Here is a 20932-nt window from a genome sequence, read left to right on the forward strand (position 1 = left end):
GTTATTGATCCCCGCCGTTAGTCGCAGCCTTATTCGCCTGCTGTTGCACTTCAACGGCCTTGACCTCAACGCCGACGGCCACCTTACTGGTGCCTTCGACGATCAGTCGGTCACCTGCATTCAGCCCTTTGTTGACCAGCCAACTGCTGCCGATAACCTGTCCGGTGGTGACGGTGCGTTGTTCCACTTTGTTTTGCGCGTTAACCACCAACGCGGTCGCCTCGCCCCTGGCATTGCGGGTAATGCCCTGTTGCGGTGCCAAAATGCCTTTGGGATCGACCCCGTTGTCCAGGGTGGCATGGACATACATGCCCGGTAGCAATTCGTGCTCGGGGTTAGGGAACACGGCACGCAGCGTGACAGAGCCGGTAGATTCATCCACCGACACTTCTGTCAGTTCCAGCTTGCCGAGGTGGGTATAGGGCGTGCCGTCTTCGAGTTTGATCGCTACCGGCGTGACATCGTCACGTTGTAGTGAAGCCTGCTGCTTGCGCAATTTGAGCAGTTGACTGCTGGACTGGGTGAGATCGACATAAACAGGATCGAGCGTGCGAATGGTTGCCAGCGCATCGGTTTGGCTGGCGGTCACCAGCGCACCCGGCGTGACCGAAGAAATACCAATACGGCCGGAAATCGGTGCGCGTACCTGAGTATAGGCAAGATTGATTTTGGTGGTTTCCAGCGCCGCCTGATACTGCGCGACGGCGGCTACGGCTTCCAGATAGGTTGCCATCGCATCATCCGCATCCTGTTTGGAGACGCCATTCTCCTTCACCAGTGCGGCATAACGCTGCGCCTTCAAACGGCTGGACTTCACCGTGGCCTGGGCGCTTTTCAACTGCGCGGCGGCCTGATCGTAACTGGCCTGGTAGGTCACGGGATCGATTTGATACAGCACCTGTCCGGCTTTGACCTCCGCCCCTTCGGTAAACAGGCGAGCCTTGATAATGCCTTCCACCTGCGGACGAACATCCGAGGTCATGGTGGCATTGACCCGGCCCGTCAGGTCACTGCTCAAGGTGACCGGTTGACTGCGCAACGTTGCCACGCCAACCTCCGGCGAACCACCGACTCCGGGCGGCATACTGCCGCTCTGACCATCACAGGCAGACAACCACAGCGACAGGCTGACCAGTAAAACCTTGTTCCTTTGCATCGACTTTTCATCCTATTGAGAACGTTTATTCTCAATATATAGAAAGCGACGTTTTTAGTCTGACAGGGTTCCGTAAGGATTCAGTAAAAGTGCACTGCAGAGCGAGTGGATAGCCGGTACGCACGCATTTCGTGCACCGGCTCAGGGTTTATTTCTTGCGCAGAGGCACGTCTTTCAACAGCCAGGTCAAGGCAAAGGCCAGCGCCATTACTCCCGCCGCAATCTGGTACACCGAGTGGATCGCACCGCCGAAGGCCTGCAGGTAGTCATTTTGCAGTTGCGCCGGCAAATGGTGCACGGCATCAGCCCCCAGTGAACGCGGCAGCTCTGCGCCCTCCGGCAGCAAGGTGGCCAGGCGGCTGTGCAACACATTGGTAAAAATTGCGCCAAACACCGCCACGCCGATAGAGCCGCCAATAGAGCGGAACAGCGTGGCGCTGGAGGTCGCTACCCCCATATGCTTAGGCTCTACGCTGTTTTGCGCCGCCAGGATCATTACCTGCATCACCATACCCAGCCCCAACCCCAGCAGGCTGATGTAGAGGTACAGCAAATGCACCGGGGTCGAGTTTTTCAACGTCCCCAGCAACACCATGCCTGCCAGGGCACACAGGGTGCCGATAATCGGGAAAATGCGGTATTTGCCGCGCTTGCTGATCAACCGACCGCTAATGATCGAACTGAGCATAATCCCGCCCATCAGCGGCAGCAGCTGCATCCCGGCCTGGGTAGGCGTGGAATCCTTCACTACCTGCAGATACAGCGGCAGGAAAGTCACCGATCCAAACAGCGACATACCGACGATAAAACCTATCAATGCACAGAGCACAAAGGTGCGATTACGGAACAGGTCGAGCGGGATAATCGGCTCGCTCGCCAGCCGCTCTTCGTAGATAAACCCGCCTATCGACACCAGGCCAAAGGCCAGAATGCACCACAGTTGACCGTCCGACCAGGCCATCACCGTGCCGCCCTGGCTGGTGAACAGGATGATGCAGGTCAACGCGGCAGCCAGATAACTGGCACCCAGAAAGTCAATTTCGTGCTTCACCCGGTTAACCTTGGACTGGAACACCGCACCGATCACCAACAGCGCGAAGATCCCCAGCGGCAGGTTGATATAGAAGATCCAGCGCCAGGAGAAATGCTGCACCAGCAACCCGCCGATCAGCGGGCCGACCACCGTCGCCAGACCAAATACCCCGCCAAACAACCCTTGATAGCGTCCACGATCGGCCGGTGGGATCACATCGCCGACCACCGCCATGGTCACCACCAACAGACCCCCGCCGCCCAGCCCTTGCAGCGCACGCATCAGGATAAGTTCCGTCATATTCTGTGCCAACCCACACAGCACCGAACCGAGCAGGAACACCACAATGGCGATCTGCAACACTATCTTGCGACCGAACAGGTCGCCAAACTTGCCATACAGCGGCACCACGATGGTGGATGCCAACAGATAGGCGGTCACCACCCACGACAGATTCTCCAGGCCACCAAATTCGCCGACGATGGTCGGTAATGCGGTAGATACAATGGTCTGATCGAGTGCTGCCAGCAGCATAACCAGCAGCAGCGCGGAGAACAGCAAGCGGATCGAGGGTGCCTGTTCAGACTCCCTGCCGCTTTCTTCGTTGCCTGCTACGTTATCAATACCCATTTAGCCGAGCCTGCTTGTAATTAATTAATCGGGTAATTAATATATGGGTTATTCTTTTCTCCGGTCAATGGATCTCACCGCGATGACAGCACAAAACGTTCAAAAACCACGCCGCCCCGGTCGCCCCAGCGGCAGCGCCAATGGCGCAGAAAAGCGCGAGCATTTGCTCGACACGGCGCTAAATATGTTTGCCCGTCAGGGCATTGCCGAAACATCGCTGAACGCCATCGCCCGTGAGGCCGGCGTGACTCCAGCCATGCTGCACTACTACTTTCACAACCGTGAACAGCTGCTGGATGTGTTGATCGACGAACGTTTTATGCCGGTGAGGCTCGCTGCCAGCAGCGTTTTTGACGCCAATACCGACGATCCGGTGGCCGCATTTACCCAATTGGCGCAGCGGTTTATTGATATTTCCAGCGAGCACCCGTGGTTTCCCCCGCTGTGGCTGCGTGAGGTGATGAGTGATAACGGCGTACTGAAGCAGCGCATGAACGAGCGTTTTGGCGACACCCAGCGCAAAGGTGCGCTGCAATCGATCATCCGTTGGCAGGCGGAAGGTAAACTGCATGCAGGACTGGAACCCTCTTTGCTGTTTATCACCCTGTTTGGCATGACGCTGTTGCCGTTGGCCACCGCGCCCAAATGGCACCGTGATGACAGCAACCCACTAAGCGCCGATATTATCGCCCGTCACGCCATTACGCTGCTGACCCACGGTCTGGGGCCAAAGCGCTGAGGTATTGAAAACGGGCATTAATGATTTTACGTTCGGTCGGAGAAATGAGAGATTATGACCTCACCTCTTTAGGATAAAGGGTTTAGCTATGAAGCAGGAAAGGCTCAAAAGATTAAAGCTGGTCGCGGGCGTCTCTTTTACCGTCTATTTGATAACCCATATCAGGGAGTTTCACTTCCCCGGTTCTTTGTTTAATGCCTGCCTTGCTTCAATCATCGTCACCCTGCTTTATGCCTTCCTTTCCAGCCACTTCTGGAAAAAGTATGTTTTGAAACTAAAAGATGAAGGCTAAATTTTTATAAATAAAAAATTTTTAAACCCCTGTACCAAGTTGATTCTAACGATGAGACTAATGTTGATGGAGAAGGTATGGCAGATTATATTTTTCTGATAGGTCCCGGCGGTGCTGGTAAAAGTACCGTTGGCAAAATCCTGTCTGCTACGCTGGGATATAATCTAATAGACCTCGATGATGAATTCTGCGAAAGAATCATGAACAAAGCAATCAATAGGCAGAGCCAGAGCCGGCCCTGCACTGTTACCCGACTTAAACCGCCGGCAGTTGATTGGTGACGCAGTGAATGCCCCCGCCGCCTGCGGCAATGGCGTCAATATTCAACTGCACGACTTCACGATCGGGATAAAGCTCGGTTAATAATCGCAACGCTTCACCATCCGCATCCGGATCGCCAAATTCGGGAGCGATAACCGCGCCGTTGATCACAAAGTAATTGATATATCCCGCCGCAAAGTCCGGATTACCCTTGCTGAAACGGCTACGGCGCGGTTCCATCGGCGGCGACATGGTATGTATCTGCAACTTGCGGCCATCGGCATCGGTCGCCTGTTTGAGGATCGCCAAATGCGCCTGGGTCACTTTATGGTCGTAAGAGTCGGGATCGGTGTCCAGATTGGCCACCACGACTCCCGGGCTGGCAAAACGGGCGTAGAAATCGACGTGGGCGTCGGTGATATCTTTCCCTTTAATCCCCGGCAGCCAGATAATTTTGCGCAGCCCGAGCATCTCTTTCAACTCTTGCTCCACCCGATCACGACTCCAGCCTGGGTTACGGTTCTTGTTGACCCAACTGCTCTCGGTCATGATACCGGTGCCGTGGCCATCCACTTCGATGCCGCCGCCTTCCCCCACCAGTCCGCTGCGCCATATGTTGGCCACACCGTAATGACTGGCTTCAAACGCCGCCAAACGCGCATCGTAGCGGTGCTGCTGTTTGTTGCCCCAACCGTTAAAGTTAAAGTCCACCGCCCCCAGTTTGCCCGCCTGATTGACGACAAAATTGGCGCCAATGTCACGCATCCAGATATCATCAAGCTCGGTGACAATAAAGGTCACATTGTGGCTGCCGCATTTTTCTTCCGCCAGACGACGTTCACTCTCACGGCAAAATACGGTTAGCGGTTGATATTGAGCGATCGCCCGAGCTATGCGCCCCAAAGCATCCTGCACACCCGCAGTGTAATCAGCCCAAATAGCCCGCTGCGCACCGAAGGCGATAAAAGCGCGTTGCTGCTCCTCGCCTTCATCCGGCATACGCCAGCCTTCTCCTCGCACGGCTGGCGCGGCATGGGCGGATAACGTCAGCCCCATGGATGCCGTCAGGCTCATGCCGGCAATCAGGGATGCCTGCTTAATAAATTCACGACGCGTTGACATGGTTAGCTCCTGTATTGCCGTCATTTAAATAAGATATTCTGTTCAGTGAAAGACGGCGTGATTTCGATGTAATACATGTTAAAGCTTCCAACACTGCCATAACAAAGGATACATTTAGCAGACACCTGATTAGATAGGCTTATCAATAATGCTAAAGCACTGGCCCCCGATGAACGCGTTACGTGGTTTTGAAGCCGCTGCCCGCCTGGGCAGTTTCCACCAGGCCGCCGATGAGCTGCACCTCACCCAGTCGGCGATCAGTCAGCAAATACGCAGCCTGGAAGCCTATCTGGAACAACCGTTGTTTTTCCGCAGCGGCCGCAGCGTCAGCCTGACCGACGCCGGGCACGATCTGTACAGCACCGCCCAGGTGATGCTGCAACAACTGGCAGTCGGCATCCGCCGTCTGGATCAATACCGCAAACCCAACCAACTGATCGTCAATACCACTCCGGCGTTTGCCCGCCACTGGCTGGTGCCGAACCTGAAGAGTTTTCATCGGCAGCACCCGGATATCGACCTTTGGCTGTTCACCACCTTCGCCCCACCGGATATGGCAACGGAAACCGTCGATCTGGCGATCCGTGACGATCTCAGCGCACAAGCCGAATGCAGCCTCCGGGTATTACATCAGGACCGACTCTATCCGGCTGGCCATCCTGACGTACTGAAACTGGAGGCTGAGCAACGAACCACCCTGCACGGCGAACGTGAGATGGACTGGAGCCATTGGGCCGTTCAGGGCGGCGTCAATGTCGGGCAAAGCAGCCATGGGCTGAATTTCTCGGATCCTGGCCTGTTACTGGATGCCGCCTGCGATGGCCTGGGGATCGCGCTGGTCAGTCAATTGCTGGCCCGACAGGCGCAGGCAAAAGGCGTATTGCAACCCCTGACGGAACAAAGCGTACGCGGACCCCACTGGGCCTTGCTTGTCCACCGCGACAGCGAACATAACCCGCATACCCGGCAGTTTTGTGAGTGGTTGCTAACACAATTACCGTCCACCGTTTAACGCTCCAGTTCACGGATCCATGCAGCGGATAAAGCATGGCGGATTGAGCGATGCTACCTTCAATCAGGCGCCCGAAAACCTGCACAGAATGGCGCTAAGTAATTGTTGAGATTGAAGTCACCTGCCATCGTTCAATTCGAAAAGGAACCGCTATGCATTCTGGCTTATTAAAAACCTTAGCACTCAGCGTGGCACTCGCCACTCTTAGCCCCTCGGTGTTGGCCGCAAATCTGAATGCCGGCGCCGTAGCGGCACCGGATCAATACGGTGCCAAAGTGGCCGCACAAATTTTGCAGGCCGGGGGTAATGCGGTCGATGCGGCAGTCGCCACCGCTTTTACCCTGGCCGTGACCTACCCGGAAGCCGGTAACATTGGCGGCGGCGGCTTTATGACGCTGTACGTCGACGGCAAACCCTATTTCCTCGACTACCGTGAAATCGCCCCCAAAGCCGCTACCAAAACCATGTACCTGAACGAAAAAGGTGAAGTGATTGAAAACCTCAGTTTGGTGGGGACCAAGGCCGCCGGAGTGCCCGGCACGGTGCTGGGGCTGTGGGAGGCACATAAACGCTTTGGTAAATTACCCTGGGCGGAGCTGTTGACCCCGGCCATCGGCTACGCGCAGCAAGGTTTTAAGGTCGCCGATCAGCAATATCAGTACCGTGAAGACGCCAACAAGCTGTTCGCCGGAAAAACCAACTTTGGCGATTACTTTGGCAGTATGAAACCCGGCGCGGTGTTTAAACAACCGGAGTTGGCCAAAACGCTGGAGCGCATCGCCAATAAAGGCGCCGAAGACTTCTATCAGGGGGAAACGGCCAAACTGCTGGTGGCCCAGATGCAGCACGATGGCGGCCTGATTACCCAGGCCGATCTGACTGACTACCGGGTTAAATGGCGTGAACCAATGCAAATCTCCTGGCGCGGCAATACCCTTTACACCGCCCCGCTGCCCAGTTCTGGCGGCATTGCGCTGGCGCAGTTGCTGGGGATCAAAGAAGATCGTGCCGCCGACTTCAAAGGCGTAGAACTTAACTCCGCACGTTATATTCACCTGCTGTCGGAAATAGAGAAACGCGTGTTTGCCGATCGCGCTGATTACCTCGGCGACCCGGACTTTGCCAAGGTCCCGGTAGCTCAACTGGTCGCGCCGGACTACCTGCAAAAACGCGCAGCGGAGATCAACCCCACCGCCATTTCGCCAACCGAAAAAGTGCGTCCTGGCCTAGAACCGCACCAGACTACCCATTTCTCGATTGTTGACGCCCAGGGCAATGCGGTCAGCAACACCTATACGTTGAACTGGGACTTTGGCAGCGGTGTGGTGGTGAAAGGTGCCGGCTTCCTGCTGAATGACGAGATGGATGACTTCAGCGCCAAACCGGGCGTAGCCAACGCTTTTGGCGTGGTCGGCAGCGATGCCAATGCCATTGAACCGGGTAAACGCATGCTTTCATCCATGAGCCCGACCATTATCACCCGTGACGGTAACGTCAGCCTGGTGATTGGTACCCCCGGCGGCTCGCGCATTTTCACCTCGATTTTCCAGGTGATCAACAACATCTATGATTACCAACTGCCATTGGACAAAGCCGTGGCCGCCCAACGCGTTCATCACCAACTTCTCCCTAAAGACACCATCTTCTTCGACAGCTTTGCCCCACTGACCGGCAAAGTAGCGGAACAACTGAAAGCCATGGGCTATAAGCTGGAAGATCAGGGCTGGTATATGGGGGATATTCAGGCGATCCGCGTCAACGGCGATACGCCAGAGACGGCGTCCGACCCTCGTGGCCGCGGCGTGGGATTGGTGGTGAAAAAGTAACGATAAAAACCGGGCGGCTTCACAGTAAGCCCGCCCGGTTGGCTTTATTACCTCGCAGCCGTAGCCGCTTTAACGGCCCCTTGAGTCAATTCACCATAAACCACCTGCCCACGGAAACCGCGACGTACCTGCTGGAACAGCTCGCGGAATGCCGGGTAATCCTGCGGCTGACAGAGGGCATCCTTGCCGCGAACGGCATTCATCTGCAACCGATGGTTAACCATCACCTGCCGTCCCTCCAACTGCCATGTCACCCGGTATTCACCGGCGGCATTATTGAACTGCTGGTTCTTTGGAACCGCAATGATCGGCACGCCGGTGGGCAAACTCAGACGATAGGTCTCATCATAGCGTTGTGCGGTGCAATAGAACGGCGTTTCGTTGGTCGGTGCCGACGTCGTCGAGTAAAGCGTACGGAAAGATTTCCCACCGGGCGGCGTTGGCACCGTCATCCCGCCGACCACGCCAAAATCGACATAGTCCTCGGCCTTGAAACGATAGCTGTAACCAAACTGCTTTTTGAGATCGAGTGGATCGCCATGCAGTGCAATTTCCCCACGGCCATCAATACCGGAAGACGCCATAATGGTTTCTTCCACCCGTGCCTGGTTTTGCTGGTTAAGTTGGGAAAAATAGCCCCTCAGGTCAATCTCATCCACCTCACCCAGTTTGCGCTCCGTCTGCCCACGCATATTGCCCGCTTTATCGAAGACAAAGTCCACGCTGAGTGACGTGTTATTACGCAGTTCATCATTGTCTGGGGTGCGTGCCAATTTCGCTTCGCGCGTGATCAACACCGGCGCCCCGAGATCGGCCCCTGGCAGTTGACCAAAACGAGCCCAGGGATTAGTTGAATCCAGATACAGATTGAATTCCGGCACGTAGGTAATCGCGTGGTTGAAGCGCCCCAACAGCGGCACCGTTGGCAGAGTTGGCCCTTCATCCATGCCGATCAGCACCGGCGAACTGACGATGCCCTTGGCGGCCAACAACGCCTCCAGCAGCACCACGTGATCCTTGCAGTCCCCGTAATGGTTATCGAGGATACTCTGCGCCGAATTGGGCTCCAGCCCACCGTTGCCCAAATACACGGCAACGTAGCGAATATTCTGTGCCACCCAGCGGTAGATCGCCGCCGTCTGCTCACGACGATCGCTGATACCGCTGGTGATTTTATCCGCCAGGGCTTGCACTGCCGGGGTGACTTTCGCCGCCTGGCCGGCCTTCAACTGGTAGGCTTTGGCCAACTGCGGCCATTCACGGTAGGTGCTGGCCATGATGGTTGGGCTGAACGTCCAACTGTTCGCCGACCAGTTCTGGGCCTTTAGCGGATCGCTGCGCTGATAACGCCAGCGCCAGTGTGCCTGGCCATTGCTAATCTGTGGTGCATTGCCACCTTCCACGCCACGGGTAAACACATGCATCGGCAAATCTGCCGGCGCGAGCAGGTTAACTTCCGCGTCATCAAATTGGTCGAATACGCTGAAGGTTTCCCACAGGCCAAAGTAATCCGGGAAATACGGCGTGTTTTGCGTGCGACGCAGTTCATACACCACGCGTGAACCCGGTGCCAGGTTGGAGAAGACGATAACCCGTACCTTGCGATCGGCATACAAGGGCGCCGAGGCGCTGGAATAACTTTCCTGGGTATAGATGCGATCGGGTGCCACATCATGGCGCTGGCCATCGGCGGTCAACGTATAAGCGGAGAGCACCTCCAGCGTTTCCATTTTCTCACTGTAACTCAGGCGGATTTGGCTGAATTTCTCGACCGCGGCTTTGGTTTTGAGCAGGACTTCGTAGCTCTCGGTTTTCACATTGCTGGCATTGGCTCGCACTTGATAATCGGCGCGGTAACGCACAAAGCTAAAATCATTACGGGCAGCGTTTTCCTGCGCGGTAGCCGTCGGGGCCTCTGCAGCCAGCAGCGTTGCCGGTTGCGCCGCAGTCAGACCGGCAAGCAAAAGTATCGAGGGAACAACAATTTTCATCTTCAGTCCTTGAAGGTTGTTAAACCATGACGGTGGCCTTAATCAGGCGCGGCACAATAGTATAAATGAGAAGCGTTTTCAATAAAATACCGATTCGCCTGACAGGATCCGAGGTATCATTCGGGCAGCAAGTTTCAAAGTACAAAGGCCACGTTTTAAAAGGAAGGCAATTTATGGAAAATATCATTATCGAAAAAGCGAAAAAAACCGATGCGGCAGAAATTGTAAGGCTCATCTCCCTGGCAGATAAAGATGCCGTATTGGCTCTTTCCGGTAAGGATGATATTAACGATGCCCTCCACCAGTACGAAATCAATTTCAGTCGTGATGATATCTACTTCAGTTACAGAAACATCTTTGTCGCCAGAAGCCACAGCGGGATCCTGGGTTGTATCCTCTACTTTCGCGGTGAAGATGAATCCGGTTTTCAGTCCATCACCGAACATTTGCCCGATATGGAAAATGAGTCTGAACCGGATGAAATCTATATTGATTCTCTGGCGGTGTTACCAGAATGCCGGGGCAAGGGCATAGCCAAACATTTGGTTAATCAGGTGACGCTTGAGGCCAAAAAACAGGGTTTCCAAAAGGTCGGTTTGCTGGCCGACAAGAGTAAACCCTATCTGGGCAGAATGTATCAAACGCTGGGGTTCAACGTGACGGCGGAGGTCAATCTGCTCAACGACCATTATCAAAAGATGACCTTTTACACAGAACACCTGCCTGAGTGACCCAATGGGACTAGCCTTGCTCTATCAGCATCACCGCCGTGGTATCCGCTGCCAGGGCTTCGAAAATGTGCTCCCGATCGGCGGAGTAGCTGATGTAATCCCCCGGACTCAACTCCACCGCCTGGTCCTTCGGCCCGACTAGCGCCCTGCCACTACTGATAATCACGTGCTCAATGGTGCCCGGCATATGCGGGCGCGAAATGCGTGCCTCGCCCGGTTGCACGCTCAGGCGGTAAATATCGCGCTGCGCGCCCGGCGGACAGGTCGCCAACAAGGTCGCGGCGTAATTGGCCTGCTCGGAAACGGTGGTCACCCCTTCATTGGCGCGGATCACCTGCACGTGCTGACGCGGCTGGGAGATTAACCGGCTGACCGGCACATCCAGCGCCATCGCCAACGCCCACAGCGTTTCCAGACTGGGGTTACCGTTGCCGGTTTCCAGCTGCGAAAGCGTCGATTTTGCTATACCCGCCCGCCGGGCCAACTCGGTAACCGACAGCCCCAGCCGCTCGCGTTCGCGGCGAATAGCGCTAGAAAGCAGGCCAATAGGAGTGAGGTTACTGTCGGTATTAGCGCTCATTGTTTACCATATCATCCATTTGTTCGACTTGACGAACAGCTGCAGGCTGTTCATCATAATGTTCAGTTGTTCATTTTAATGGTAACTGCCGATGTCGGCAAGCACTGAGCGCAAACGGGGAGAAGGTGAATGAAGGTGAAAACCAGCGGCGTATGGCAGATGACGCTCGCCATGATGATTTCCGGCACCGTAGGCTGGCCGGTGGTGATGCTGGGGCAACCGGCTACCACGGTGGTCTTCTGGCGTTGTGCCTTTGGCGCGCTGGCGATGCTGGTTGCCTGCGCCCTGCTCGGCCTGCTGAAAAAGGGCCGGTTAACCCGGCGACAGGCCGCAATAGCGGTACTGGGTGGGATCGCGCTGGTGTTGAACTGGACGCTGTTATTTGCTGCCTATTCCTACGCCTCTATTGCCGTGGCAACGGTCACTTACCACGTGCAACCCTTTATGTTGGTCGGGCTGGGGCTGTTGTTTTTTGGTGAAAAACTGACCGCAAACAAAATCGGCTGGCTGCTGCTGGCCTTTGGCGGCATGTTGCTGATTATTAACGGAAAACATGAAGGCGCTGCTTCCGGATCCCATTATTTTACCGGTGTGATGCTGGCGCTGGGTGCGGCTTTTATGTATGCGGTCGCGGCAGCGATTGTCAAACAGTTGAAAGGGGTGCCACCGCATCTGATCGTGTTGATTCAGCTCACCGTTGGCGTGGTGCTGTTGGCTCCCTTCGCCGGGCTGGACGCTCTGCCATCAACGGCAAATGCCTGGCTGCTGCTGGCAACCCTTGGCCTGGTGCATACCGGGTTGATGTCTTCGCTGTTGTACAGCGCGATCCAGAAAATCCCGACCAGCCTGGTGGGTGCCTTGTCGTTTATCTATCCGTTGGTGGCGATTATCGTCGACTGGGCGGTGTTCGGCCACCGCCTGAGCCTGATGCAACTGTTGGGCGCTGCGGCCATCTTGCTGGCGGCGGCGGGGATGAACTTTGGTTGGCGACTGATGCGGGCGAAGAAAAAGCCCTGTCTGGCGGACGAGCGCCAAACGCCTTAAAACCCGTTTTTATCACCGATACACGTCAGGCAGGGTTATCCCAAAAATATCAAAAGCTCAGCAAAATAAGGTATTCGCCCCGTTGAGAAATAGCTGTTATTTATTGAGACAGACATGGCGGAGGAACAAACGATGACGCTTTATTTGTGGAATAACCGACTGAAACAGCGCGTCCGTTTCAGCTACTGGAATGAGCTGTGCGTGACTCAGTAAATTGGGGGCCTGCAATGGCCCCCGCCAATTTAACGAACCTATCTATTTACCAAACCTATTTATCTTCAGTCTCACTGCGTAAGCGGCTGACTTGCGTCTGCAGGTCAGGCCACGGCGCTTTCCCGGCGTAACTTTGCCGCAGGAAATCAAGCAACGCCGCAATCTGTGCATCGTTCAGGTTATGACGGAATGCCGGCATATATCCCAGATTGATATTGGCCGGCCGCTGGATACCGTCCAGCACCACCCGAATCGCATTGTCTGGCGTATCGGCAAACAGATTGGTATTCAGCGCCAGTGAAGGCCTGACACCGGCCATTTGCGCCCCCTTTTCCTGAGCATGGCAAGCCATACAGGCCCCGGAGAAAATACGCGCCCCTTCGGTGGTTAACGGCTGCGTTTTTAACTCTGCCCAGTCGTTCAGTCTTTGTGCCTCTGCGACTCTGGGCTGCTGCGGATGGTAGCTGCGAAGATAGGTAGCGATGGCCTGCAGGTCCTGCTCCGGCAGGCGTGAAAGCCCCTCTTCAATTACCGGTGCCATCGGCCCTGCCGCTACGCCGTGATTTGCTGAATATCCGCTGCGCATAAAGCTGAGGAGATCCTGCCGGGTCCAATCCAGCGGTGCCACCGAACTGCCGGTAAGCGACGGCGCCGTCCAGGCCTCCGCCACGCCGCCGGTCAAGTGCGCACTGCCGCCTTTTTCGCCAAACATCAGATTGCGGGGTGAATGACAGGCGCTGCAATGACCCAGCCCCTCGGCAAGATAGGCTCCCCGGTTCCATTCGGCGCTTTGGTCGGGGTCTGCCTTCATCGCGCCCGGCGTCAGGAATAGCCAGTTCCAGGTGACTATGCCCTGGCGAATGTTAAACGGAAAACTCAGTGCGGTAACGGGTGGCTGGTAGTTCACCGCCGGTTGCGACATCAGGTAGGCGTATAACGCCTGCAGATCTTCGTCACTGGTACGGGTAAAGGCGGTATAGGGGAAGGCAGGATAGAGATAGCGCCCCTGGCGATCGACCCCATGACGCATTGCCCGTTCAAAGGCGGCATACGACCATTTTCCAATGCCGGTTTCGTTATCAGGAGTGATGTTGGTGGTGTAGATGGTGCCGAATGGGATCTCCATCGCCAGCCCGCCGGTATTGCGTTTACCGCCCGGCCGGGTATGGCAAACCGAACAGTCGCCGAGATCGGCCAGCATTTTGCCACGGGCAATCTGTTGCTGGCTAAAAACCTGGGTCTCGTTCACATCACGAGGTGCAATTTCCGGCTGCCAGCTGATAATAGCGCCGGTGACTGCTACGGCGACGACGGCCAGGCTGCCCCATCCAGCGGCTTTCTTTAATTTGCTCATAATGACTTATCCCTGGTTGCTGCGTTGGCGGAAGCCTGCTGTTTTAACGCTTTCAGCACCTGCTCGGGAGTAAAGGGCACCTCCCGCAGGCGTACTCCCAACGCATCAAATAACGCATTGGCGATGGCGGCCGCACTCGGCACCGAAGCCGATTCTCCCGCCCCCATCGGCGGCTCATCCGGATAGTCCAGCAGTTGAACATCCACCTGCGGCAACTCGTCAAAACGCAGGATCGGGTAGCCGCCCCAGTCCAGCGACGTCACCGCCGAAGCGTCAAAGGTGACAAACTCTTTCAGCACCCGGCTGGCGGACTGAAGAATATTGCCATGCACCTGATGGCGCACTCCGGCCGGGTTGATGATGCGTCCGCAGTCATGGGCAACAAAGATTTTATCGAGCTTGATCTGGCCGCTGTGGCGATTGACGCTAAGGTCACACACCCAGGCAGCCCAGGCGGCGCCGAAACCGGGGAATTTGCTGTGGAAGTAACGCGCATAGGCAAAGCCACGTCCAGTGACCCACGCTTGCGTATCCGGTGCCGGGTTGCGATGCGACGGCCCCTGCTGCCAGTTAGCCTGTTTCTTCAGCGCATTGATCAACGCGACCGCACGCGGGTCTTTCAGATATTGCAGACGGAAAACGATCGGATCCTGCCCGGCATGCCATGCCAGTTCATCAATCCACGACTCATGGGCGAACACGTTGGGCAGCGCCGACACCCCGCGCATCCAGGAAGCCCGAACGATTGGCGCAGCGTCCTGGCAAATTACTCGCATGTTCGGATATTCATACTGTGGAATCGCGGTTCTGTCGCCCATCTGCTGTACGTCGGCCCGATTGGCCACCTTGCCGGCCAACACCAGTGACAACGTCACGGCATTATTGGAGGGATAACTGGTTTTCAACTCATAGGCCGCCACCTGCCGGTGCTGATCCAGCCCACCGCGCACCCGGATCAACTGCCCGGTGCCCTTGGGCTCCCAACCCGACTCTTGCTCGCGCATCAACTGCACCCTGACCGGTTTACCGGTCGCCTGTGATAACAGCGCGGCATCTGCCGATACGTCATCGGCGCAGTTGCGGCCATAACAACCTGAGGCCTCCATACGGTTGATGTGCACCTGCTCCGGCTGCCAGTCGAGCAAATGGGCAATGTCTTTACGCAGATCGTGAGGGTTTTGCGTCCCGGACCAAATTTCTGCATGGTCACTGCTGACGTCGGCCACCGCACAGGAAGGCCCGATGGAAGCATGTTGATGATAGGGCCAGACGTAATCGGCATTAACCTCGGTATGTAACGACCCCAGCGCGGCATCGATCCCCGCATCATCACGCAGTACGCGGTCGGTTTTCGGGTTAGCCACCAACGCCGCATGCAGCCCATCCCCCGAGAGATCCGGTAGCCCGGACCACGGGCGCCACACGGTTTTCAATTGGCGCATGGCGTCGATCGCCTGCTCTTCACGCTCGGCGACGATGCCGATAAAATCGTTAATCACCACCAACTTTACGATACCGGGCAAATGAGCAATGGAAGCTCTGTCCACCGACAGCAGCCCACTGCCCAGCGGGGCACTGCTGTCAGCCCCGGTATAAGGCGGCCGCACCACTCTGCCGTGCAACATGCCCGGCAGGCGAAGATCGTGCACATAGGTCAGTTGGCCGGTGACCTTGGCCGGGATATCCACCCGAGGCACCGCCTTGCCGACGTAACGACTCTCCGTCACGCTCTTCAATATGACCGTCTTATCCAGTGCCACCTGTAAGTTTTGCCCGCTGGCCAGATCGCCATAACTCAGGCTGACGTGGGGTTTATCCGCTGCAAATATCCGGCCATTTTCTGCACGCAGCCTGTCTACCGGCAACGCGAAAGCGCGAGCGGCCAGCCCCAACAGCAATTGCCGCACCTGTGCCGCCGCCTGACGCAGCGGTATTGAAGTCACCTGAATGGTGGCACTGGCGATGGTCGGCCCCTGATCCGGCGTGCGCTGGGTATCCCCCAGAATGACCGTAACCTGATCAAAAGGGACGCAGATTTCATCGGCAACAATTTGCGCCAATGCCGTGCGAATGCCGGTACCGAGATCCACATGGCCGTTAAAGGCGGTGACCCGGCCGTCGGCGGTCAGACCGATAAAACTGTCCACGCGATCCAGCGGCAAACTGCCCAGGGTGGCAGGCTCGGCGGCAAGGGTATTAAGCGAAACTGGCAACAGGCTGCTAACCATCACCACGCCACCGGCCTGTAACAGGCGGCGGCGGGTTATTTCCAGGCGGCTCATGCCTGCCCCCTTTCAGCCAACAGCTGCCGGGCTTTGGCGGCGGCGCGCAGGATTTCGATATGGGTGCCGCAACGACACAGGTTATAGGCCAGTTCGTTTTTGATTTGTTGCTCATCGGCCTGTGGGTTGCGTTCAAACAGTGCCACCAGGGTCATGATCATGCCGTTGGTGCAATAACCGCACTGTGCGGCCTGCTCATCGATAAAACCCTGTTGCACCGGATGCAATTGCCCCGCTTCACCGAGGCCTTCCAGCGTGGTAATGGATTTATTAAGCGCACCGCTCAGAGGGATGGAACAAGAACGAACAGCAACGCCATCGACCAGCACCGTACAGGCACCGCACTCCCCCAAACCACAGCCGTATTTGGGGCCGTTTAGGCCAAGATCGTTGCGTAACACGTAGAGTAAAGGCGTCTCGGGCGAGACGTCGTCAAGCGCGACCATCCGGCCGTTTATTTTGATTTCCATGGTGAAATATATCCTTAACTAAACGGATTTCTCCGTAATATCACTGCGGTGAATGATTCACAGCCTGCTAATTATAATCATTAGAACACTTAGTGATGTTAAGGGTATGTAGCGTGAATTGCTTTACCGAAAAGTGGGTATTTATTATGAATTTCCGTACTTTTAAGTCCGACAGGCAGAAAAAAACCGGCGCAGAAGGATCCATGCCGGGTCGAACATCAGCAGACGCCGTTAGCGCTCAGACTGCCGAGAAAGCCCATGAGCGCCCCTCGGTGCGCCAGGCCCGGGTATCTCGGAATCAAAGGCAGCCTTGTCATTAGCCTCGGGGAACTGTTAGCGCCCTTTGGCCAGCTTGTGCAAGGTCGCTGCCAGCAGATCCACTTCTTCGTAAGTATTGTAAAACGCCAGTGAAGGCCGCACCGTGGCCTCAACGCCAAAGCGCCGCAGGATCGGCTGCGCACAGTGATGACCGGAGCGCACCGCAATGCCTTCATGGTTTAGCGCATTCCCCACCTCCTCGGTACGATAACCGCTCAGCACGAACGACAGCACGCTGGCCTTATTGGCTGCGGTGCCAATCAGACGCAGGCCGGGAATACGAACCAACCGATCGGTGGCATACTGCAGTAACTCATGCTCGTAACGATTGATATTGTCCAGCCCCAGACGTTCGACATAGTCCAGCGCCGCCCCCAGCCCCACCGCATCGGCGATGTTACCGGTTCCCGCCTCAAACCGAGCCGGTGCCGGCTGATACAGCGTTTTTTCAAAGGTGACGTCGGCAATCATATTTCCGCCCCCCTGCCACGGTGGCAGAGTGTCAAGCAGCTCTGCCTTACCGTACACCGCACCAATACCCGTTGGGCCAAACACCTTGTGGCCTGAGAATACGTAAAAATCCGCGTCCAGCGCCTGCACATTGACCTTCAGGTGCGAGACCGCCTGCGCCCCATCGACCAGCACCCGCGCGCCGACCTGATGCGCCAACGCAATCACCTCCTCCACCGGGGTCACCGTGCCCAACGCGTTGGACACCTGGGTAATGGAAACCAGACGGGTACGCGATGACAACAGTTTGCGGTATTCTGCCAACAGAATTTGCCCGCTATCGTCCACCGGGATCACCCGAATTTTCGCTCCCACGCTGGCGGCGAGCTGCTGCCAGGGCACGATGTTGGCGTGGTGTTCCAACTGGGAAACCACGATCTCATCGCCTTCGCCAATGTGCTGACGACCAAAGGTATTGGCAATCAGATTGATGGCCTCCGTCGCGCCACGGGTAAAGATGATTTCCGCCGCCGACTTGGCCCCGAGAAAGCGGGCTACGCTGTTTCTGGCCCCCTCATAGGCATCAGTAGCCCTGGCAGCCAGTTCATGCGCCGCACGGTGGATATTCGAGTTCTCATGCGCATAAAAATACGCCAGCCGATCGATCACCACCTGCGGCTTATGAGTTGTCGCCGCGTTATCCAGCCACACCAGGGGTTTGCCATTGACCCGCTCCGCAAGGATGGGGAAATCGCGACGTACTGCGTGGACATCAAAACTGCTGCGCGGTTGCTGTTGCGGCGTTGCTTCGCGCCCGGGCCGCCCCTGTTCCAGAAAATAGTAGTTTCCGCTGGCATTATCCTGTGCAACACCATGAACGGGTAGCGAGACAGCCGGAAACAGCGAGCCAATCACCGCCTCCAGCCCGCCATTAATCGCCCCCGCAAAAGGTTGATCGCTAAGCGAGTCTTGACCGGTGAGCGCCTGGTTCGCCAGGCTGTCTAACCCCGCCTCCGACGGCTGACGCTGGTTTTCTTTCAAAAAATAGAAGCCGGCGCTCGCCACCGGCCCCTGCGGTTGAGGCAGCGTGGGCGGTGCCAGAAAAGCCTGTCGCTGCACGCCCTGCTGGCGACCAGACAACGTTGGCGCTTCAGGCACCTCGGTGGCCAGTGTCGGCTCCAGCGCCGGAGCATAGGACTGCGGCAGTACCGTCGCAGCCTGTTCACCCTCGGCAGCCTGCGGCAACGTCGCGCCAATCTCGCGTCCAGGCAAGGCACTGAAGATCTGATTGGCCAAATTGGCCAAGGCGTTGACGTCCGGCAAACCGGCTGGAGGCTGCGCCTGGTGGGGCAATGAACTACTTGTAACTGTCTGGATAGTCATGATATTTGCTCACATCAACATCGTCTAAAACGGCAACGGCATCTTCGGTCAGAACCGCCAATGAGCAATAAAGTGAGATCAGGTAGGAGGCGATCGCATTGCGGTTAATCCCCATAAAGCGCACCGACAACCCCGGACTCTGTTCACCGGCGACGCCCGGCTGATACAGACCGATCACACCCTGACGTTTTTCGCCGGTACGCAACAGGATAATCTTGGTTTTACCCTCGTCATCGATCGGTAACTTATCGGATGGGATCAGCGGCAGACCGCGCCAGGTGAGGAACTGCGAACCAAACAGGCTGACGGTCGGCGGTGGCACGCCACGGCGAGTGCACTCACGGCCAAAGGCTGCAATGGCCAGAGGATGGGCCAGGAAGAAACCCGGTTCCTTCCATACTTTGGTGATCAATTCGTCCAGATCGTCGGGCGTCGGCGCGCCGGTCAGGGTAGAAATACGTTGCGACTCATCAACGCTGGCCAACAACCCGTACTCAGGGTTATTGATCAGCTCATTCTCCTGGCGCTCTTTAATGGTTTCAATCGTCAGACGCAGCTGTTCGCGAATTTGATCGTGCGGGCTACTGTATAAATCGGATACCCGGGTATGCACATCCAGAATGGTGGTCACGGCATTAAGAAAATACTCGCGCGGCGACTCTTCGTAATCAACATAGGTTTGCGGTAATAATCCTTCATCTCGCTGCGAGCAGGCAACCTGCACATTGAGCGGATTTTTTACCTTGTTAAGCCGGAATATACCCGCTTCTACCGGCGTCCATTGCAGCAGATGCACCAGCCAGCGCGGCGTCAGAATAGATAATTGCGGGGCGGTTTTTGTTGCGTTGGCCAATTGCCGCGCAGCATTATCCCCTAATGCAAGCCGGGCTTCATTTTGTTGTGACATCGGGTGATTCTCCTGAAAAAATAGGTGGCGAATAAATAATGGCGAATAAATAATTAAGAACTGCCAATCAAATAGCGCGTTAATATCATTAAATAGCAACAAACCTACTATTAGCGAATAGCGTCACCCCCTGTGGAATAATTAATAATAGCGAACCATTAGCATCAAATCCCGGAACCAAACTCCTGGCTGTCACTCTGGATATTGGCCTGGCGGATATTGCTGCCGGGTTTTACGCTGCGCGTCAGCCACACATTGCCGCCAATAGAAGAACCTTTGCCGATGGTGATCCGGCCCAACAAGGTGGCCCCGGCATAGATAACCACGTCGTCCTCGATAATCGGGTGGCGTGGTTGCCCTTTCTGCAAGATGCCGGACTCTTCGGTCACAAACCGCTTGGCACCCAGCGTCACTGCCTGATAGAGCCGCACTCGCTTGCCGATAACGGCGGTTTCGCCAATCACCACGCCGGTACCGTGGTCAATAAAGAATCCGTCGTCAATTTGCGCGCCGGGATGAATATCGATACCGGTTTCACCATGCGCCTTCTCCGCGATAATCCGTGCCAACAGCGGCACGCCCACCTGATAGAAATAGTGTGCCAACCGATGATGGATAATGGCGTTAACGCCGGGGAAACACAGTAAAACCTCGTCAACGCTGCGTGCCGAAGGGTCGCCATGGTAGGCCGCCAGAACGTCGCTATCCAGGCGACTGCGGATTGTCGGCAGCACGCTGGCGAACTGGCGAACCAGCGCCACCGCTTTCAGATTGATGGCTTCGTCGTCGCCGGGCGTCGCGGCCTGCTCGTCCGAACGGCTGAAACTCAGGGCCAGACGCACCTGAGCCAATAAGGCATTCAGTACCGCATCCAGCGTATGGCCGACATAGTAATCTTCGCTTTCATGACGTAAATCGTCCGGCCCCAGCCGCATCGGGAAGAGTATGGCCCGCAGGGATTCGGCAATCTGGTTGACGACCGCTCTGGAAGGCAGTTCCTTGTGCCCGGAGCGCGAAGACTGGCCGCTGCGCTCACGCCAGAGCAGCCGCGTGGTGCGCAGTTCGTTCACAATGTCGGCCAGTTGCCAGTGGGCCTGCTCTTTTATCTGGAACAAGTTAGTCATATTTTCCCTTATTA

The 20932-nt window shown here is 56.3% G+C and carries 18 protein-coding genes; 7 read left to right on the top strand and 11 right to left on the bottom strand.

Going from position 1 to position 20932, the window contains the following annotated elements; translation table 11 throughout:
• Window position 1 precedes the first annotated feature (1 nt).
• Together SERS4_RS0113350 and SERS4_RS0113355 are read right to left on the bottom strand one after the other, a co-directional pair.
• Window positions 2–1156, bottom strand: a complete 1155-nt coding sequence (locus tag SERS4_RS0113350) for an efflux RND transporter periplasmic adaptor subunit (RefSeq protein ID WP_017892880.1) — start codon at window positions 1154–1156, stop codon at window positions 2–4.
• A gap of 148 nt (window positions 1157–1304) precedes the next feature.
• The gene (locus SERS4_RS0113355) at window positions 1305–2819 is read right to left on the bottom strand and encodes an MDR family MFS transporter (protein WP_017892881.1); all 1515 of its coding nucleotides are present in this window, start codon (window positions 2817–2819) and stop codon (window positions 1305–1307) included.
• A 43-nt stretch (window positions 2820–2862) separates the two neighbouring features.
• Between SERS4_RS0113355 and SERS4_RS0113360 the strand changes: the two genes are divergently transcribed.
• The 3 genes from SERS4_RS0113360 (at window position 2863) to SERS4_RS26335 (ending at window position 4131) form a co-directional block, all read left to right on the top strand.
• Window positions 2863–3558: a TetR/AcrR family transcriptional regulator gene (locus SERS4_RS0113360; protein ID WP_026142379.1), complete on the top strand. Its 696-nt coding sequence runs from the start codon at window positions 2863–2865 to the stop codon at window positions 3556–3558.
• Between the two features lie 88 nt (window positions 3559–3646).
• Complete coding sequence (locus SERS4_RS0113365; protein ID WP_017892883.1) at window positions 3647–3850, top strand: hypothetical protein; 204 nt, start codon at window positions 3647–3649, stop codon at window positions 3848–3850.
• A 77-nt stretch (window positions 3851–3927) separates the two neighbouring features.
• Complete coding sequence (locus SERS4_RS26335) at window positions 3928–4131, top strand: shikimate kinase (RefSeq protein WP_071593015.1); 204 nt, start codon at window positions 3928–3930, stop codon at window positions 4129–4131.
• Here the strand turns inward: SERS4_RS26335 and SERS4_RS0113370 are convergent.
• Window positions 4106–5233 (bottom strand): agmatine/peptidylarginine deiminase, encoded by a 1128-nt coding sequence (locus SERS4_RS0113370; RefSeq protein WP_017892884.1) that lies wholly within the window; start codon window positions 5231–5233, stop codon window positions 4106–4108. The two genes, SERS4_RS26335 and SERS4_RS0113370, sit on opposite strands and share 26 nt — an antisense overlap.
• 148 nt (window positions 5234–5381) lie before the next feature.
• On the opposite strand from SERS4_RS0113370, the gene SERS4_RS0113375 reads away from it, so the two are divergent.
• Window positions 5382–6245, top strand: a complete 864-nt coding sequence (locus SERS4_RS0113375; RefSeq protein ID WP_026142380.1) for a LysR family transcriptional regulator — start codon at window positions 5382–5384, stop codon at window positions 6243–6245.
• 152 nt (window positions 6246–6397) lie between these two features.
• Window positions 6398–8071 carry a gamma-glutamyltransferase gene (gene ggt, locus SERS4_RS0113380; RefSeq protein ID WP_017892886.1) on the top strand — a complete coding sequence of 558 codons (1674 nt, stop codon included), beginning with the start codon at window positions 6398–6400 and terminating at the stop codon, window positions 8069–8071.
• Window positions 8072–8118: 47 nt separating this feature from the next.
• On the opposite strand, the gene SERS4_RS0113385 is transcribed toward ggt, so the two are convergent.
• The gene (locus SERS4_RS0113385) at window positions 8119–10062 is read right to left on the bottom strand and encodes a DUF3857 domain-containing protein (RefSeq protein ID WP_017892887.1); all 1944 of its coding nucleotides are present in this window, start codon (window positions 10060–10062) and stop codon (window positions 8119–8121) included.
• Between the two features lie 173 nt (window positions 10063–10235).
• Between SERS4_RS0113385 and SERS4_RS0113390 the strand changes: the two genes are divergently transcribed.
• Window positions 10236–10793, top strand: a complete 558-nt coding sequence (locus SERS4_RS0113390; protein ID WP_017892888.1) for a GNAT family N-acetyltransferase — start codon at window positions 10236–10238, stop codon at window positions 10791–10793.
• Window positions 10794–10803: 10 nt separating this feature from the next.
• Here SERS4_RS0113390 and SERS4_RS0113395 read toward each other — a convergent pair whose 3' ends face one another.
• On the bottom strand, window positions 10804–11373 hold the full coding sequence (locus SERS4_RS0113395; protein WP_017892889.1) for a helix-turn-helix domain-containing protein: 570 nt from the start codon (window positions 11371–11373) through the stop codon (window positions 10804–10806).
• A 129-nt stretch (window positions 11374–11502) separates the two neighbouring features.
• Between SERS4_RS0113395 and SERS4_RS0113400 the strand changes: the two genes are divergently transcribed.
• Complete coding sequence (locus tag SERS4_RS0113400; RefSeq protein ID WP_017892890.1) at window positions 11503–12417, top strand: DMT family transporter; 915 nt, start codon at window positions 11503–11505, stop codon at window positions 12415–12417.
• A 268-nt stretch (window positions 12418–12685) separates the two neighbouring features.
• On the opposite strand, the gene SERS4_RS0113405 is transcribed toward SERS4_RS0113400, so the two are convergent.
• The 6 genes from SERS4_RS0113405 to epsC form a co-directional block, all read right to left on the bottom strand.
• On the bottom strand, window positions 12686–13984 hold the full coding sequence (locus tag SERS4_RS0113405; protein ID WP_017892891.1) for a cytochrome c: 1299 nt from the start codon (window positions 13982–13984) through the stop codon (window positions 12686–12688).
• A complete protein-coding gene (locus SERS4_RS0113410) occupies window positions 13981–16266 on the bottom strand; it encodes a molybdopterin cofactor-binding domain-containing protein (RefSeq protein ID WP_017892892.1) in 2286 nt (761 codons plus the stop codon). The genes SERS4_RS0113405 and SERS4_RS0113410 overlap by 4 nt, the downstream gene beginning before the upstream one ends.
• On the bottom strand, window positions 16263–16736 hold the full coding sequence (locus SERS4_RS0113415; protein ID WP_017892893.1) for a (2Fe-2S)-binding protein: 474 nt from the start codon (window positions 16734–16736) through the stop codon (window positions 16263–16265). Before SERS4_RS0113415 ends, SERS4_RS0113410 begins: the two co-directional genes overlap by 4 nt.
• 333 nt (window positions 16737–17069) lie before the next feature.
• Window positions 17070–18887 carry a family 2A encapsulin nanocompartment cargo protein cysteine desulfurase gene (locus SERS4_RS0113420; protein WP_026142381.1) on the bottom strand — a complete coding sequence of 606 codons (1818 nt, stop codon included), beginning with the start codon at window positions 18885–18887 and terminating at the stop codon, window positions 17070–17072.
• Complete coding sequence (locus tag SERS4_RS0113425; RefSeq protein WP_017892895.1) at window positions 18862–19794, bottom strand: family 2A encapsulin nanocompartment shell protein; 933 nt, start codon at window positions 19792–19794, stop codon at window positions 18862–18864. The genes SERS4_RS0113420 and SERS4_RS0113425 overlap by 26 nt, the downstream gene beginning before the upstream one ends.
• A gap of 164 nt (window positions 19795–19958) precedes the next feature.
• Window positions 19959–20918: a serine O-acetyltransferase EpsC gene (gene epsC, locus SERS4_RS0113430; RefSeq protein WP_017892896.1), complete on the bottom strand. Its 960-nt coding sequence runs from the start codon at window positions 20916–20918 to the stop codon at window positions 19959–19961.
• Between the last annotated feature and the right edge of the window lie 14 nt (window positions 20919–20932).

The organism is Serratia sp. S4 (assembly GCF_000347995.1).
Taxonomy (GTDB): Bacteria; Pseudomonadota; Gammaproteobacteria; order Enterobacterales; family Enterobacteriaceae; genus Serratia; species Serratia quinivorans.

Coding starts and splice junctions, on each gene's coding strand:
- SERS4_RS0113415 (WP_017892893.1), bottom strand. CDS start 16,736: ATGGAAATCAAAATAAACGGCCGGATGGTCGCGCTTGACGACGTCTCG.
- SERS4_RS0113370 (WP_017892884.1), bottom strand. CDS start 5,233: ATGTCAACGCGTCGTGAATTTATTAAGCAGGCATCCCTGATTGCCGGC.
- SERS4_RS0113365 (WP_017892883.1), top strand. CDS start 3,647: ATGAAGCAGGAAAGGCTCAAAAGATTAAAGCTGGTCGCGGGCGTCTCT.
- SERS4_RS0113375 (WP_026142380.1), top strand. CDS start 5,382: ATGCTAAAGCACTGGCCCCCGATGAACGCGTTACGTGGTTTTGAAGCC.
- SERS4_RS0113350 (WP_017892880.1), bottom strand. CDS start 1,156: ATGCAAAGGAACAAGGTTTTACTGGTCAGCCTGTCGCTGTGGTTGTCT.
- SERS4_RS0113410 (WP_017892892.1), bottom strand. CDS start 16,266: ATGAGCCGCCTGGAAATAACCCGCCGCCGCCTGTTACAGGCCGGTGGC.
- SERS4_RS0113420 (WP_026142381.1), bottom strand. CDS start 18,887: ATGACTATCCAGACAGTTACAAGTAGTTCATTGCCCCACCAGGCGCAG.
- SERS4_RS0113405 (WP_017892891.1), bottom strand. CDS start 13,984: ATGAGCAAATTAAAGAAAGCCGCTGGATGGGGCAGCCTGGCCGTCGTC.
- SERS4_RS0113395 (WP_017892889.1), bottom strand. CDS start 11,373: ATGAGCGCTAATACCGACAGTAACCTCACTCCTATTGGCCTGCTTTCT.
- ggt (WP_017892886.1), top strand. CDS start 6,398: ATGCATTCTGGCTTATTAAAAACCTTAGCACTCAGCGTGGCACTCGCC.
- SERS4_RS0113360 (WP_026142379.1), top strand. CDS start 2,863: ATGGGTTATTCTTTTCTCCGGTCAATGGATCTCACCGCGATGACAGCA.
- SERS4_RS0113385 (WP_017892887.1), bottom strand. CDS start 10,062: ATGAAAATTGTTGTTCCCTCGATACTTTTGCTTGCCGGTCTGACTGCG.
- epsC (WP_017892896.1), bottom strand. CDS start 20,918: ATGACTAACTTGTTCCAGATAAAAGAGCAGGCCCACTGGCAACTGGCC.
- SERS4_RS0113355 (WP_017892881.1), bottom strand. CDS start 2,819: ATGGGTATTGATAACGTAGCAGGCAACGAAGAAAGCGGCAGGGAGTCT.
- SERS4_RS0113425 (WP_017892895.1), bottom strand. CDS start 19,794: ATGTCACAACAAAATGAAGCCCGGCTTGCATTAGGGGATAATGCTGCG.
- SERS4_RS0113400 (WP_017892890.1), top strand. CDS start 11,503: ATGAAGGTGAAAACCAGCGGCGTATGGCAGATGACGCTCGCCATGATG.
- SERS4_RS0113390 (WP_017892888.1), top strand. CDS start 10,236: ATGGAAAATATCATTATCGAAAAAGCGAAAAAAACCGATGCGGCAGAA.
- SERS4_RS26335 (WP_071593015.1), top strand. CDS start 3,928: ATGGCAGATTATATTTTTCTGATAGGTCCCGGCGGTGCTGGTAAAAGT.